Raw genomic sequence first — 15,319 nt, forward strand, 5'->3', positions numbered from 1 at the left:
GGGACCCCGCGGCTGGGGATGCCGAGCAGAACCAGGTCGGTGGCGCCCTTGTTGCGCTCGAGGATCTCGTGGGAGATCCGGGTCAGGGCCCGACCGATGTCACGCTCGTCGAGGACGGTGCGGACGGGGTGGGCGCGCCGAGTGCGGGCGGGGGAGTAGGGTGCTGCTCGTTCGACATCCTTTAACGAGCCGTCCTGTGAGGCGGAGAAGGAGGTCCGAGGCTCTTGCCTACGCACCCTCAGCACGTGCCCCCCGGTCCGGCATCCGATCCGGACCCCGCCCGTCCCGTTCGCACCGTCCTGGACGAGAGCGACATCGGCCGGGCCCTCACCCGGATCTCCCACGAGATCCTCGAGCGCAACAAGGGCGCGGGCGGCCTCGTCCTGCTCGGCATCCCCAGCCGCGGCGTGCCGCTCGCGCAGCGGATCGCGCAGCGGATCACCGCGGTCGAGGGGTACGACGTGCCCGTCGGCTCGCTCGACATCACGATGTACCGCGACGACCTGCGGATGAAGCCCGCCCGGGCGCTGCTGCCCACCGAGATCCCCGCCGGCGGCATCGACGGCCGCACGGTCGTGCTCGTCGACGACGTGCTGTTCTCGGGCCGCACCATCCGGGCGGCGCTGGACGCCCTCAACGACATCGGCCGGCCCCGGGCGGTCCAGCTCGCGGTCCTCGTCGACCGCGGCCACCGCGAGCTGCCGATCCGCGCCGACTTCGTCGGCAAGAACCTGCCGACCTCGCTGGTCGAGCGGGTCAAGGTCAGCCTGGCCGGGATCGACGACGTCGACGCCGTCACGATCCAGGCCACGGCGCCGGTCACCGGCGCGGAGGTGACGGCATGAAGCGCCACCTCTTGAGCGCGGGCGACCTCAGCCGCGACGACGCCGAGCTGATCCTCGCCACCGCCGCGGAGCTGCGGGAGCTCGCGGACCGGCCGATCAAGAAGCTGCCCGCGCTGCGCGGCCGCACCGTGGTCAACCTGTTCTTCGAGGACTCCACCCGCACCCGGATCTCGTTCGAGGCGGCCGCCAAGCGGCTCTCCGCGGACGTCATCAACTTCGCGGCCAAGGGCTCCTCGCTGAGCAAGGGCGAGAGCCTCAAGGACACCGCGCTGACGCTCGAGGCGATGGGGGCCGACGCCGTCGTCGTACGCCACGGCGCCAGCGGCGCGCCGCACCGGCTCGCCCACTCCGGCTGGGTCCGCTCCAACGTCGTCAACGCCGGCGACGGCACCCACGAGCACCCCACGCAGGCGCTGCTCGACGCGTTCACGATGGTGCGCCACCTGGGTGGTAGCGGCAGCAAGCCCGGCCTCGACGGGCGGCGGGTCGTGATCGTCGGCGACGTCCTGCACAGCCGGGTCGCCCGCTCCAACGCGCTGCTGCTCAACACCCTGGGCGCCGAGGTGACGCTGGTCGCACCGCCGACGCTGCTGCCCGTGGGTGTCGACACCTGGCCGGTCGAGACGTCGTACGACCTCGACTCCGCGATCTCGAAGGCCGACGCCGTGATGATGCTGCGGGTGCAGCGGGAGCGGATGAACGGTGGGTTCTTCCCCACCGCGCGGGAGTACTCCCGCCGCTACGGCCTCGACGGCCGGCGGATGGCGAGCCTGCAGGACCACACGATCGTCATGCACCCCGGCCCGATGGTCCGCGGCATGGAGATCACCGCGGACGTCGCCGACAGCGACCGGTCCGTGATCGTCGAACAGGTCACCAACGGCGTCGCCGTGCGGATGGCCGTCCTGTACCTGCTGCTGGGCGGCTCCGAGCCGGCCGTCGGAGGAGAAGAGTGAGCGCCACCAGCTACCTGATCAAGAACGTCTCCGTGCTGGGCGCAGAGCCCACCGACCTGCTGCTCCAGGGCGGCGTGATCGCCGATCCCGCGACCGCCCCGGCGGATGCCGAGGTCGTCGACGCGACCGGCCTGATCGCGCTGCCCGGCCTCGTCGACCTGCACACCCACCTGCGCGAGCCCGGCCGCGAGGACGCCGAGACCGTCGAGACCGGGACCCGGGCGGCTGCGATGGGCGGCTTCACCGCCGTGCACGCGATGGCCAACACCGACCCGGTCGCCGACACCGCCGGCGTGGTCGAGCAGGTCTGGCGGCTCGGCCGCGAGGCCGGCCACTGCGACGTCTTCCCCGTCGGAGCGGTCACCGTCGGACTCCAGGGCCAGCAGCTCGCCGAGCTCGGCGCGATGGCCGACTCGGCCGCACGGGTGCGGGTGTTCTCCGACGATGGCTCGTGCGTCAGCGACGCGGTGCTGATGCGCCGGGCGCTGGAGTACGTCAAGGCGTTCGACGGGGTCGTCGCCCAGCACGCCCAGGAGCCGCGGCTCACCGAGGGTGCGCAGATGAACGAGGGCGACCTCTCCGGCCGGCTCGGCCTGGCCGGCTGGCCGGCGGTCGCCGAGGAGGCGATCATCGCCCGCGACGTGCTGCTCGCCGAGCACGTCGGGTCGCGGCTGCACGTGTGTCACGTGAGCACGGCCGGCTCGGTCGACATCGTCCGCTGGGCCAAGAGCAAGGGCGTGCAGGTCACGGCCGAGGCCTGCCCCCACCACCTGCTGCTCACCGACGAGCTGGCGGCGACCTACGACCCGATCTACAAGGTCAACCCGCCCCTGCGCTCGGCCGGCGACGCCGAGGCGCTGCGCGCAGGGCTGGCCGACGGGACCATCGACATCGTCGCCACCGACCACGCGCCGCACCCGCTGGAGGACAAGGACTGCGAGTGGGCGGCGGCCGCGTTCGGCATGCTCGGGCTCGAGACCGCGCTGTCGATCGTGCAGCAGACCATGGTCGACACCGGGCTGCTCGACTGGACCGGTGTCGCCGAGCGGATGTCCTACGCGCCCGCGCGGATCGGCCGCGTCTCGGACGTCCACGGGCGGCCCATCGCGGTGGGCGAGCCCGCCAACGTCGTGCTCTACGACCCGGCCGCCCGGCGCACGATCGACCCGGCCGAGTCGGCGAGCCTGAGCCGCAACACGCCCTACCGCGGCATGGAGCTGCCGGGCCGGGTGGTCGCGACGTTCCTGCGGGGCACGGCCACCGTGCTCGACGGGAAGCTCCAGTGAGCGCCGCGCAGACGAGCACCGGGGCGATCCTCGTCCTCGAGGACGGGCGCACGTTCCACGGTGAGTCCTACGGCGCGGCGGGCGAGACGTTCGGCGAGGCGGTCTTCAACACCGGGATGACCGGCTACCAGGAGACGCTGACCGACCCGTCGTACCACCGCCAGGTCGTCGTGATGACCGCGCCCCACATCGGCAACACCGGCGTCAACGACGAGGACCCGGAGAGCCGCCGGATCTGGGTGGCGGGCTACGTCGTGCGCGACCCGGCACGCCGGTCCTCGAGCTGGCGGGCGCGCCGCACCCTCGACGAGGAGCTGCGCGAGCAGGGGGTGGTCGGCATCTCCGGCATCGACACCCGGGCGCTGACGCGCCACCTGCGCGAGCGCGGAGCGATGCGGGTCGGCATCTCCACGGTGGAGTCCGACCCGGCGGTCCTGCTGGAGCGGGTCCGGGCCTCCGGCGAGATGGCCGGCGCCGAGCTGGCCTCGCAGGTCTCCACCACCGAGTCGTACGTCGTCCCGGCGCTGGGGGAGCGGCGCTACACCGTGGCCGCCCTCGACCTCGGGATCAAGTCGATGACACCGCACCGGATGGCCGAGCGCGGCCTCGAGGTGCACGTGCTGCCGGCGACCGCGACCCTCGACGACATCCGGGCCGTCGGCGCCGACGGGCTCTTCTACTCCAACGGGCCCGGTGACCCGGCCGCCACGACCCACCAGGTCGAGGTGCTGCAGGGAGCGCTCGGCGACGGGCTGCCCTACTTCGGCATCTGCTTCGGCAACCAGCTGTTCGGGCGGGCGCTCGGCTTCGGCACCTACAAGCTCAAGTACGGCCACCGCGGCATCAACCAGCCGGTGATGGACCGCACCACCGGCAAGGTCGAGGTCACCTCGCACAACCACGGGTTCGCGGTCGACGCGCCGCTGGAGGGCACCAGCACCACGCCGTACGGCGAGGCGAGCGTGAGCCACGTGTGCCTCAACGACGACGTGGTCGAGGGCCTCGAGCTGCGCGACCCCGAGGGGAAGCTCAAGGGCTTCTCCGTCCAGTACCACCCGGAGGCCGCGGCCGGCCCGCACGATGCGGCGTACCTCTTCGACCGGTTCGTGGACCTCATCTCGGAGAGGAAGGGCGAGGCCTGATGCCCAAGCGTGAGGACATCAAGAGCGTCCTGGTGATCGGCTCGGGGCCGATCATCATCGGGCAGGCCTGCGAGTTCGACTACTCCGGGACCCAGGCCTGCCGCGTGCTGCGTGCGGAGGGGCTGCGCGTGGTGCTCGTCAACTCCAACCCGGCCACGATCATGACCGACCCGGAGTTCGCGGACGCGACGTACGTCGAGCCGATCACCCCCGACTTCGTGGAGCGGGTGATCGAGAAGGAGCGCCCCGACGCGCTGCTCGCCACGCTCGGCGGCCAGACGGCGCTCAACACCGCGATCGCCCTGGCCGAGCGGGGCGTGCTCGAGAAGCACGGCGTCGAGCTGATCGGCGCCAGCATCGACGCGATCCACCGCGGCGAGAACCGCGAGTCGTTCAACGCGATCGTCGAGAAGGTCGGCGGCGAGGTGGCGCGCAGCTTCGTGTGCCACTCGCTGGAGGACTGCGAGAAGGCCGTCGCCGAGCTCGGCTACCCGGTCGTCGTGCGCCCCTCGTTCACGATGGGCGGCACCGGCTCCGGCATCGCCTACGACGAGTCCGACCTGGCCCGCATCGCCGGCGCCGGCCTGGCCGCCAGCCCGACCACCGAGGTCCTGATCGAGGAGTCGATCATCGGGTGGAAGGAGTACGAGCTGGAGGTGATGCGCGACAAGGCCGACAACGTCGTGATCGTCTGCTCGATCGAGAACCTCGACCCGATGGGCGTGCACACCGGCGACTCGATCACCGTGGCCCCGGCCATGACGCTCACCGACCGGGAGTACCAGCGGTTGCGCGACCTGGCGATCGGCATCATCCGCGAGGTCGGCGTCGACACCGGCGGCTGCAACATCCAGTACGCCGTCAACCCGGCCGACGGTCGCGTGATCGTCATCGAGATGAACCCTCGGGTGTCGCGGTCGAGCGCCCTGGCGTCGAAGGCGACGGGCTTCCCGATCGCCAAGATCGCGGCCAAGGTCGCGGTCGGCTACACGCTCGACGAGATCGCCAACGACATCACCATGCGTGCCGACGGGCAGAGCACGCCGGCGGCGTTCGAGCCGACGCTCGACTACGTGGTCGTGAAGGTCCCGCGGTTCGCGTTCGAGAAGTTCCCCGGCGCCGATCCCGTCCTCACGACCCACATGAAGTCGGTCGGCGAGGCGATGGCGATCGGGCGCAACTTCACCGAGGCGCTGCAGAAGGCGCTGCGCTCCCTGGAGAGCCGCACCGCGGTCTTCGACTGGGAGAAGGAGTGGGTCGACCTCGACAAGGACGCGATCCTCGAGGAGATCCGCAGCCCCCACGACGGCCGGCTGAAGAAGGTGATGGACGCGATCCGGGCCGGCGCCACCGCCGAGGAGGTCTTCGAGGCGACCGGCATCGATCCGTGGTTCGTCGACCAGCTCATGCTGATCAACGAGATCGCGGCCGAGGTCACCGCGGCACCCGAGCTCACCCCCGGGCTGCTGCGCAAGGCCAAGCGGCACGGCTTCTCCGACTTCCAGATCGGCAAGATCCGGGGGATGACGCCCGCGGTCGTGCGCGGCGTACGCCACGCCCTCGGCATCCGTCCGGTCTACAAGACCGTCGACACCTGCGCGGCCGAGTTCGCCGCGACCACGCCGTACCACTACTCCTCCTACGACGAGGAGACCGAGGTCCGCCCCCGCGACAAGGAGGCGGTGATCATCCTCGGGTCCGGGCCCAACCGGATCGGTCAGGGCATCGAGTTCGACTACTCCTGCGTGCACGCGGCCCTGGCGCTGTCGGAGGCGGGCTACGAGACCGTGATGGTCAACTGCAACCCCGAGACGGTGTCCACCGACTACGACACCTCCGACCGGCTCTACTTCGAGCCGCTCACCCTGGAGGACGTGCTCGAGATCGTGCACGCCGAGCGGCAGGCGGGCCCGGTGGCGGGCGTGATCTGCCAGCTCGGCGGGCAGACGCCGCTGAGCCTGGCTCAGGGGCTGAAGGACAACGGGGTCCCGGTCCTGGGCACCTCGCCCGAGGCGATCCATCTCGCCGAGGAGCGGGGCGCGTTCGGTCACGTGCTCCACGAGGCCGGGCTGCCCGCGCCGAAGCACGGCATGGCCACGAGCTTCGGCGAGGCCAAGGAGATCGCCGCCGAGATCGGGTTCCCGGTGCTGGTGCGCCCGTCGTACGTCCTCGGCGGCCGCGGCATGGAGATCGTGTACGACGACGCGGCGCTCGAGGGCTACATCCAGCGCGCCACCGAGATCAGCCCCGAGCACCCGGTGCTGGTCGACCGGTTCATCGACGACGCCGTCGAGATCGACGTCGACGCGCTCTACGACGGCGAGGAGCTGTTCCTCGGCGGCGTCATGGAGCACATCGAGGAGGCCGGCATCCACTCCGGCGACTCCTCGTGCGCACTGCCGCCGATCACGCTCGGTGCGGCCGAGATCCGGCGCATCCGGGAGGCCACCGAGGCGATCGCCCGCGGCGTGGGCGTGCGCGGACTGCTGAACATCCAGTTCGCGCTGGGCTCGGACGTCCTCTACGTGCTCGAGGCCAACCCCCGCGCCAGCCGCACGGTGCCGTTCGTGTCCAAGGCGACCGCGACCCCGCTCGCCAACGCGGCCGCACGCATCATGCTCGGTGACACGATCGCGCGGCTGCGTGAGGTCGGCGTCCTGCCGGCCACCGGGGACGGCGGCTCGCTGCCGCCGGACCAGCCGATCGCGGTCAAGGAGGCCGTGATGCCGTTCAATCGGTTCCGCAGCCCCGACGGTCGCCAGATCGACACGGTCCTGGGGCCGGAGATGAAGTCGACCGGCGAGGTGATGGGGCTCGACGCGGACTTCGGCACGGCGTTCGCGAAGGCGCAGGCCGGGGCGTTCGGGGCGCTGCCCACCTCCGGGCGGGTGTTCGTCTCGGTCGCCAACCGGGACAAGCGCAACATGATCTTCCCGATCAAGGTGCTCGCCGAGCACGGGTTCGAGATCCTCGCCACCCAGGGCACCGCGGAGGTGCTGCGTCGCAACGGCGTGGCTGCGACCGTGGTGCGCAAGCACTTCGAGGGCGCCGGCCCGCACGGGGAGAAGACCACGGTCCAGCTGATCCTCGACGGCGAGGTGCAGCTGGTCGTGAACACCCCCCACGGCTCGACCAGCGGCAGCTCGGTGCGACTGGACGGCTACGAGATCCGCACCGCCGCGATCCGCGCCAACATCCCCTGCGTCACCACCATCCAGGGGCTCGGCGCCGCGGTGCAGGGCATCGAGGCGGTGCGGCGCGGCGACATCGGGGTGCGCTCCCTCCAGGACTGGGCCGCCGCGGCGGCCGAGAACCGCTGACGTGTACCGGCTCCTCTTCGACCGGGTGCTGACCCGGACCGACCCGGAGCGGGCCCACCACGCGGCGTTCCGGGCGATCCGGGCCGCGCGCCCGCTCCTGATCGCGAGTCGGCGCCAGTTTCCCGGCAATCAGGCCCGAGTCGGCGCCAGTTTCCCGGTTCGGGCCTTGGGGCTGGACTTCCCCAACGTGCTCGGGCTGGCGGCCGGCTTCGACAAGAACGCCGTCGGGATCGACGCGCTCGCCGCGCTGGGCTTCGGCCACGTCGAGGTCGGCACGGTCACCGGCGAGGCCCAGCCGGGCAACCCGCGGCCCCGGCTGTTCCGGTTGCCCGAGGACCGGGCGATCGTCAACCGGATGGGCTTCAACAACGACGGCGCCGAGGTGGTGGCGCGCCGGTTGGCCGCGCGGGCGGGAAACTCACGCCGACTCGGCGGAGGTACGGCGGAAACTGGCGCCGACTCGGCGGGGCGGCCGGTGCTCGGTGTGAACATCGGCAAGAGCAAGGTCGTGCCCGAGGACGAGGCGGTCCGGGACTACGAGAAGTCCGCGCGCCTGCTGGCGCCGTACGCCGACTACCTCGTGGTCAACGTCAGCTCGCCGAACACCCCGGGGCTGCGCAACCTCCAGGCGGTGGAGAAGCTCGAGCCGATCCTCACCGCAGTGCAGACGATCGCCGGAGGGAAGCCGCTGCTGGTCAAGATCGCACCCGACCTCGCCGACGACGACGTGCTCGCCGTCGCCGACCTCGCGCTCGCCATCGGGCTGGACGGCATCGTCGCCACCAACACCACGATCTCCCGCGAGGGCCTGCGCACCCCACCCGCGCGGGTGGCGGAGGTCGGCGCCGGCGGCCTGTCCGGGCGCCCCCTGACGCGGCGTGCGACCGACGTGATGCGACTGCTGCGCGGCCGGGTCGGCCCGGACCTCACGCTGATCGGGGTCGGCGGCATCACCACCGTCGAGGACGCCCGGGAGCGCCTCGCAGCCGGCGCGACCCTGCTCCAGGCCTACAGCGCCTTCATCTACGAGGGGCCGCTGTGGCCCCGCCGGATCATCGAGGGAGTGTCATGAGCACCTTCGGCGCCCGCCTGCACGCCGCGATCGGCGACCGTGGCCCGTTCTGCGTCGGCATCGACCCGCACGCGTCGCTGCTGCACGAGTGGGGCCTCACCGACGACGTCGCCGGGCTGGAGTCGTTCGCGCTCACGACGGTCGAAGCGGTCGCGCCGTACGCCTCGATCGTCAAGCCGCAGTCGGCGTTCTTCGAGCGGTTCGGCAGCCGCGGGATCGCGGTGCTCGAGCGGGTGATCGCGCAGGCCCGCGAGGCCGGCGCACTGGTGCTGCTGGACGTCAAGCGCGGTGACATCGGCTCGACGAGCCAGGCCTACGCCGACGCCTACCTCGACCCGGCCTCGCCCCTGGCCTCCGACGCGATCACGGTCAGCCCGTACCTCGGGTTCGGCTCCCTGGACCCGATCATCGAGACCGCCCGCGTCCACGACGCCGGCCTGTTCGTGCTCGCGCTGACGTCCAACAAGGAGGGCCCCGAGGTCCAGCACGCCCGGGTCGACGACGTCGCCGGTGGGGGCACGGTCGCCGGGCGGATGCTCGACCACCTGAGGCAGCTCAACGCCGACGCGGACCCGCTGGGCTCCTTCGGTGCCGTCGTCGGGGCGACGATCGGGTCGACGGAGGAGGACTTGGCGTTCAACGGGCCGGTGCTGGCCCCGGGTTTCGGCGCGCAGGGCGGCACGCTCGCCGACGTACGCCGGCTCTTCGGCTCGGCCGCGGCGGTGCTGCCGAGCTCGTCGCGGGAGGTCCTCCGACTGCGACGCCCCGAGGCGATGCGCGACCTCGTCATCCGGACCAACGACGAGCTGCGCTCGTGAGGCGCCTGCTGGCGGTCACGCTGCTGCTGCCCGCGCTCGCGGGTTGCGGCTCGGGCACCGACGACTACTGCGGGGCGGTGAAGGACCACCAGGAGGAGCTCAGCGACATCGTCGGCAGCGGGGAGCCCGACGCACTGCTCCGGGCGCTCCCGGTCTTCCGCGACCTGCAGGGCAAGGCGCCCGACGACATCACCGACGAGTGGCAGCAGGTCGTCGGCCGGATCGAGGCGCTCCAGGAGGCGCTCGACGAGGCCGACGTCGACCCCCGGACCTACGACCGGGACCACCCGCCGGAGGGGGTCACCGCCGAGCAGAAGGCACGCATCGACGCGGCGGCGAAGGAGCTCGGCGGCGGCACCACCCTGCGCGCCCTGCAGGACCTCGACCAGCAGGCGCGAGATGTCTGCCAGACGCCCCTGACGCTCTGACGCGCCGGTGGACCGGACGGCGGATCCGGGGTGGACGGGGACCCGATTGCTGCCCGGTCGCGGTTCTGACTAGTGTGACCTCTCACCGGCCCTCTTGCCGGCCGACCGGCGCCGCCGGGCCCTGACTCTGACCGAAGGACCTCACGCACGTGGCTCTGCCCCCGCTCACCCCCGAACAGCGCCAGGCGGCCCTCGAGAAGGCCGCCGCCTCCCGCAGGGAGCGGGCCGAGGTGAAGAACCGGCTGAAGAACTCCGGTGCGTCGATCGTCGACGTGCTGCACGAGGGCCAGCGCAACGAGGTCATCGGCAAGATGCGCGTCGTCGACCTGCTGCAGTCGATGCCCGGCCTGGGCAAGGTGCGCGCCCGCCAGGTGATGGAGCGGCTCGGCATCGCCGAGAGCCGTCGGGTGCGGGGCCTGGGCGCCAAGCAGGTGGCGGCGCTCGAGAAGGAGTTCGCCGCGCGTGACTGACGCGCGTCCCACGCCCGCCTCCGGTCGTTCGCGGCTCCTCGTCCTCGCCGGGCCGACCGCGGTCGGCAAGGGCACGGTCGCCGCCGAGGTGCGGCGCTGCCACCCCGAGGTGTGGATCTCGGTGTCGGCCACCACCCGTGCCCCGCGGCCGGGGGAGGAGAACGGCGTCCACTACTGGTTCGTCTCCGACGAGGAGTTCGACGAGATGGTCGAGCAGGGCAACCTGCTCGAGTGGGCGGTGGTCCACAAGGCGGCCCGCTACGGCACGCCTCGGCAACCCGTCGAGCTCGCGCTCGCCTCGGGCCGCCCGGCGATGCTCGAGATCGACCTCCAGGGCGCCCGCCAGGTCCGGCAGACCATGCCCGATGCACTGTTCGTGTTCCTCAAGCCGCCCTCGTGGGACGAGCTGGTGCGGCGCCTGGTCGGCCGCGGCACCGAGACCGAGGAGGAGCGGGCCCGCCGACTCGAGACGGCGCGCGAGGAGCTGGCGGCCGAGGCGGAGTTCGACGTGACGATCGTCAACCACGAAGTTCACGCCGCCGCGGAGGAGTTGGTAGCCTTGATGGCGCCAACCCCGACAGATCTGTGAGGCAACACCTGTGTCAGGACCCACCATCGCCGCCGAGGGTGTCACCAACCCCCCGATCGACGAGCTGCTGACGAAGACCGACAGCAAGTACAAGCTGGTCCTCTACAGCGCCAAGCGCGCCCGGCAGATCAACGCCTACTACTCCCAGCTCGGCGAGGGCCTGCTGGAGTACGTCGGCCCGCTGGTCGACACCCACGTCCAGGAGAAGCCGCTCTCGATCGCGCTGCGCGAGATCAACGAGGACCTGCTCACCTGCGAGGACGTCGACCCCGCCGAGCTCGCCGCCGAGGAGGCCGCTGCCGCGGCCGCCGCGGCGGACGCCGGGAACTCCTTCAGCGAGTGATCCGCTGACCACCAGCAGCACCCACGAGGCCGCCTCCCCTTCCGGGGGGCGGCCCGCTGCTCGTCTCGGCCCGGTGCGGCCCGATCCGATCCGGGTGGTGCTCGGCGTCTCGGGCGGCATCGCGGCGTACAAGGCCTGCGAGCTGCTGCGCCGGTTCACCGAGTCCGGGCACGACGTGACGGTCGTGCCGACGGCCGCCGCGCTGGAGTTCGTCGGCGCGCCGACCTGGGCCGCGCTGTCCGGCAAGCCCGTCGCCACCGAGGTGTGGGCCGACGTGCACGAGGTGCCGCACGTGCGGATCGGCCAGTCCGCGGACCTCGTCGTGGTCGCCCCGGCGACCGCGGACCTGCTGGCCAAGGCCGCCCACGGGCTGGCCGACGACCTGCTCACCAACACCCTCCTCACCGCGCGCTGCCCGGTGGTGCTGGCACCCGCGATGCACACCGAGATGTGGGAGCACCCCGCGACCCGAGCCAACGTCACCACGCTGCGCCAGCGCGGCGTGCTGGTCATCGAGCCGGCGGAGGGCCGCCTCACCGGCGCCGACACCGGCAAGGGCCGACTGCCCGAGCCGGCCGAGATCTTCGAGATCTGCCAGGAGGTGCTGGCCGGGGTCAGCCGGTCCGGCGACCTGGCCGGTCGGCACGTGCTCGTCACGGCCGGCGGCACCCGCGAGTACCTCGACCCGGTGCGGTTCCTCGGCAACCGCTCCTCGGGCCTGCAGGGATACGCGCTGGCTCGCGCGGCGGCGGCGCGCGGCGCCGACGTCACCCTGGTCGCGGCCAACGTGGCGCTGCCCGACCCGGCCGGGGTCAAGGTCGTCCGCGTGGAGAGCACCGCCCAGCTGCGCGACGCGGTGGTGGCCGAGGCGCCGTCCGCCGATGCGGTTGTGATGGCCGCGGCGCCGGCCGACTTCCGGCCCGTCGACGTCAGCGACGCCAAGATCAAGAAGGCCGCCGACGGGTCCGCGCCGACGGTGGCGCTGGCCCAGAACCCCGACATCCTGCGCGAGATCAGCACCGAGCGGGCCCGCCCGGGAGCGGTGATCGTCGGCTTCGCAGCCGAGACCGGCGACGACACCGGCACCGTCCTCGACCTGGCCCGGGCCAAGCTCGCCCGCAAGGGCTGCGACCTGCTCGTGGTCAACGACGTCAGCGGCGGCGCGGTGTTCGGCAGCCCCGACAACGAGGCGGTGATCCTCGGCGCCGACGGACGGGTGGTCGAGGTGCCGCGCGGCTCCAAGGCCGCGCTGGCCCACGTCATTTGGGACGAAGTGGCCACCAGGTTGCAGGATTGAGACCGGCGTCCCGCGATCCGGGACGATCGATACTGTTGGTGACACCGCCAACCCAGGACACAGGAGCGCAGAAGTGACGGGACGCCTCTTCACCTCGGAGTCGGTGACCGAGGGTCACCCCGACAAGATCGCCGACCAGATCAGCGACTCCGTGCTCGACGCGATGCTGGAGCAGGACCCCACGAGCCGGGTCGCGGTGGAGACGCTGCTGACCACCGGCCTCGTCGTCGTCGCGGGGGAGGTCACCACCACCGGCTACGTCGACGTCAAGGACGTCGTACGCCGCCGGATCATCGAGATCGGCTACGACTCCTCGATCAAGGGCTTCGACGGGCACTCGTGCGGCGTGATGGTCGCGATCGGCGGCCAGTCCGGCGACATCGCGCAGGGCGTCGACACCGGCCACGAGAGCCGCACCGGCTCGGTGGACGCGATGGACAAGCAGGGTGCTGGCGACCAGGGCCTGATGTTCGGCTACGCGTGCGACGACACCGACGTGCTGATGCCGCTCCCGATCGTCATCGCCCAGCGCCTGGCCGAGCAGCTCACCGCCGTGCGCAAGGACGGCACCCTGCCCTACCTGCGCCCGGACGGCAAGACCCAGGTCACGATCGAGTACGACGCCGACAACCGCCCCGTGCGCATCGACACCGTCGTGCTCTCCTCCCAGCACGACGAGGACACCGAGCTCGGCACGCTGGAGTCCGACGTCAAGAAGCACGTCATCGACCCGGTGCTCGCGACGTTCTCGATCCCGTCCGAGGGCTACCGGCTGCTGGTCAACCCGACCGGCCGCTTCGTCGTGGGCGGGCCGATGGGCGACGCCGGACTGACCGGCCGCAAGATCATCGTCGACACCTACGGCGGCATGGCCCGCCACGGCGGCGGTGCCTTCTCCGGCAAGGACCCGTCGAAGGTCGACCGCTCCGCGGCCTACGCGATGCGCTGGGTCGCCAAGAACGTGGTCGCCGCCGGCCTCGCCACCCGCTGCGAGGCCCAGGTCGCCTACGCGATCGGCAAGGCCCAACCCGTCGGCGTGTTCATCGAGACGTTCGGCACCGGCGTGGTCTCCGACGAGCGGATCCAAGACGCCGTGCTCGAGGTCTTCGACCTGCGCCCTGCCGCGATCATCCGCGACCTCGACCTGCTCCGGCCGATCTACGCCAAGACCGCGGCGTACGGCCACTTCGGTCGCGAGCTCCCCGAGTTCACCTGGGAGCGCACCGACCGCGCCGACGCGCTCAAGTCTGCCGTCGGCCTCTGAGCGAGTCTGCGTCGGAACCCCCGGTCCACCGGGGGTTCTTGCGCTTGTCAGGTGTTGCAACGGCCGACAAGCGGGAGAAGAGGCCGACAAGCACCCGCGCCCGGACAGCCCGTCCGGGCCCGCTGGTAGACATCTGCCCATGACCGAGCCCGCGACCGACGCCGAGGACCAGCCCGAGCTGCTCCCCGGCATGGTCCGAGCCACGGTGAAGGCGTCCCAGGCCAAGGCGCGGGCGACCCGGGCGCGCCGGGCCGCCGAGGCCGAGCCGGCCGCCGTCGACCCGGTCGCGCGGGTGCTGGTCGACGTGCCGCTCGCTCACCTCGACCGACCGTTCGACTACGCCGTCCCCGCCGCGATGACCGACGACGCGCGCCCCGGCGTCCGCGTGAAGGTCCGGTTCGCGGGCCAAGACGTCGACGGCTTCCTGGTGGCTCGCGCCGCCGCCTCCGACCACCCCGGCCGCCTCGCCCCGCTGCGGCGCGTGGTGAGCCCCGAGCCGGTGCTCTCGCCCCAGATCGAGGCGCTCAGCGCCGAGCTCGCGGAGCGGTACGCCGGGGCTCGCGCGGACGTGCTCCGGCTGGCTGTGCCGGCCCGTCATGCGACGACCGAGCAGCGGCCGAGCCCACCGGCGACGGCCTGGACCGGGCACGACCCGGCGGCGGCCGAGGCCGCCTGGGCCGACCACGAGCCGGGCGCGGCGTTCCTGCGCCACCTCGCGCAGGGCGGCACCCCCCGCGCCGTCTGGAACGCCGCACCGTCGACCGACTGGCCGGCCCTGGTCGCCCACGCCGTGGCGGCGACGTACGCCTCAGGTCGCGGCAGCCTGGTGTGCGTCCCCGACCACAAGGACGTCGCCCGTGTCGACGCCGCTCTGGGCGCCGCGCTCGGCGAGGGGCACCACGTCACACTCACCGCCGACTCGGGACCCGCGGCGCGCTACCGCGACTTCCTCGCGATCAGCCGCGGTGCGCGGCGGATCGTGGTCGGCACCCGCGGCGCGGCGTTCGCGCCGGTCCACGACCTCGGGCTGGTCGTCGTCTGGGACGACGGCGACGACCTGCACGCGGAGCCTCGCGCGCCCTACCCGCACACCCGCGAGACCCTCCTGCTGCGCGCCGAGCGTGAGGGCACGGCCGCGCTGGTCGGCGGCTTCGTGCGCACCGTCGAGGCGGAGTACCTCGTGCGCACCGGCTGGGCACACGAGCTCACCGCCACCCGCGATGCGGTCCGCCGCGTGTGGGTCGCGATCGCCGGCGACCCGACCCGCAGCGACGTCCACGCGCCCGCGGCGCGGATGCCCCGTGAGGTCCATCGGGCGATCCGCGAGGCGCTCGTCGAGGGCCCGGTCCTCGTCCAGACCCCGCGCCTGGGCTACGTCAACGCGCTCGCCTGCGAGCGGTGCCGTACGCCGGCCCGCTGCTCGGCCTGCCAGGGCCCGCTCGCCCTGACCGGGCCGACGACGCCGCCCGCCTGCCGGTGGTGCGCCACG

14 protein-coding genes and 1 pseudogene are annotated in these 15,319 nt (G+C 72.5%); 14 read left to right on the forward strand and 1 reads right to left on the reverse strand.

Annotated elements, in window-relative coordinates:
- A pseudogene (locus tag VGD85_RS11670) lies at positions 1 to 236 on the reverse strand (hypothetical protein); the annotation flags it as partial.
- 9 nt (positions 237 to 245) lie between these two features.
- On the opposite strand from VGD85_RS11670, the gene pyrR reads away from it, so the two are divergent.
- The 14 genes from pyrR to VGD85_RS11740 all read left to right on the forward strand — a co-directional run.
- The gene (gene pyrR / locus VGD85_RS11675; protein ID WP_331063612.1) at positions 246 to 845 is read left to right on the forward strand and encodes a bifunctional pyr operon transcriptional regulator/uracil phosphoribosyltransferase PyrR; all 600 of its coding nucleotides are present in this window, start codon (positions 246 to 248) and stop codon (positions 843 to 845) included.
- Positions 842 to 1,801, forward strand: coding sequence for an aspartate carbamoyltransferase catalytic subunit (locus VGD85_RS11680; RefSeq protein WP_331063613.1), 960 nt, complete (start codon positions 842 to 844; stop codon positions 1,799 to 1,801). The genes pyrR and VGD85_RS11680 overlap by 4 nt, the downstream gene beginning before the upstream one ends.
- Entirely contained in the window at positions 1,798 to 3,087 is a 1,290-nt protein-coding gene (locus VGD85_RS11685; RefSeq protein WP_331063614.1) for a dihydroorotase, read from the forward strand. The genes VGD85_RS11680 and VGD85_RS11685 overlap by 4 nt, the downstream gene beginning before the upstream one ends.
- Positions 3,084 to 4,229, forward strand: coding sequence for a glutamine-hydrolyzing carbamoyl-phosphate synthase small subunit (gene carA / locus VGD85_RS11690; protein ID WP_331063615.1), 1,146 nt, complete (start codon positions 3,084 to 3,086; stop codon positions 4,227 to 4,229). Before VGD85_RS11685 ends, carA begins: the two co-directional genes overlap by 4 nt.
- Positions 4,229 to 7,549 (forward strand): carbamoyl-phosphate synthase large subunit, encoded by a 3,321-nt coding sequence (gene carB / locus VGD85_RS11695; RefSeq protein WP_331063616.1) that lies wholly within the window; start codon positions 4,229 to 4,231, stop codon positions 7,547 to 7,549. The genes carA and carB overlap by 1 nt, the downstream gene beginning before the upstream one ends.
- Position 7,550: 1 nt before the next feature.
- Entirely contained in the window at positions 7,551 to 8,621 is a 1,071-nt protein-coding gene (locus VGD85_RS11700; RefSeq protein WP_331063617.1) for a quinone-dependent dihydroorotate dehydrogenase, read from the forward strand.
- Positions 8,618 to 9,439, forward strand: a complete 822-nt coding sequence (gene pyrF / locus VGD85_RS11705; RefSeq protein ID WP_331063618.1) for an orotidine-5'-phosphate decarboxylase — start codon at positions 8,618 to 8,620, stop codon at positions 9,437 to 9,439. The genes VGD85_RS11700 and pyrF overlap by 4 nt, the downstream gene beginning before the upstream one ends.
- Entirely contained in the window at positions 9,436 to 9,867 is a 432-nt protein-coding gene (locus VGD85_RS11710) for a hypothetical protein (protein WP_331063619.1), read from the forward strand. The genes pyrF and VGD85_RS11710 overlap by 4 nt, the downstream gene beginning before the upstream one ends.
- A 149-nt stretch (positions 9,868 to 10,016) precedes the next feature.
- Positions 10,017 to 10,337, forward strand: coding sequence for an integration host factor, actinobacterial type (gene mihF / locus VGD85_RS11715; protein ID WP_331063620.1), 321 nt, complete (start codon positions 10,017 to 10,019; stop codon positions 10,335 to 10,337).
- The gene (gene gmk / locus VGD85_RS11720; RefSeq protein WP_331063621.1) at positions 10,330 to 10,926 is read left to right on the forward strand and encodes a guanylate kinase; all 597 of its coding nucleotides are present in this window, start codon (positions 10,330 to 10,332) and stop codon (positions 10,924 to 10,926) included. Before mihF ends, gmk begins: the two co-directional genes overlap by 8 nt.
- Before the next feature lie 10 nt (positions 10,927 to 10,936).
- A complete protein-coding gene (rpoZ, locus tag VGD85_RS11725; RefSeq protein WP_331063622.1) occupies positions 10,937 to 11,269 on the forward strand; it encodes a DNA-directed RNA polymerase subunit omega in 333 nt (110 codons plus the stop codon).
- A 73-nt stretch (positions 11,270 to 11,342) separates the two neighbouring features.
- Positions 11,343 to 12,566, forward strand: a complete 1,224-nt coding sequence (gene coaBC, locus VGD85_RS11730) for a bifunctional phosphopantothenoylcysteine decarboxylase/phosphopantothenate--cysteine ligase CoaBC (RefSeq protein WP_331063623.1) — start codon at positions 11,343 to 11,345, stop codon at positions 12,564 to 12,566.
- Positions 12,567 to 12,639: 73 nt separating this feature from the next.
- Positions 12,640 to 13,830: a methionine adenosyltransferase gene (gene metK / locus VGD85_RS11735; protein WP_331063624.1), complete on the forward strand. Its 1,191-nt coding sequence runs from the start codon at positions 12,640 to 12,642 to the stop codon at positions 13,828 to 13,830.
- 139 nt (positions 13,831 to 13,969) lie between these two features.
- The coding region (locus VGD85_RS11740; RefSeq protein WP_331063625.1) for a primosome assembly protein PriA at positions 13,970 to 15,319 on the forward strand (1,350 nt) is incomplete at its 3' end.

The sequence above is a fragment of the Nocardioides sp. genome (assembly GCF_036401255.1).
Taxonomy (GTDB): Bacteria; Actinomycetota; Actinomycetes; order Propionibacteriales; family Nocardioidaceae; genus Nocardioides.

Bases quoted from the DNA above. Each gene is read 5' to 3' on its own strand.
- VGD85_RS11680 (WP_331063613.1), top strand. From the start codon at position 842: ATGAAGCGCCACCTCTTGAGCGCGGGCGACCTCAGCCGCGACGACGCC.
- carB (WP_331063616.1), top strand. From the start codon at position 4,229: ATGCCCAAGCGTGAGGACATCAAGAGCGTCCTGGTGATCGGCTCGGGG.
- pyrF (WP_331063618.1), top strand. From the start codon at position 8,618: ATGAGCACCTTCGGCGCCCGCCTGCACGCCGCGATCGGCGACCGTGGC.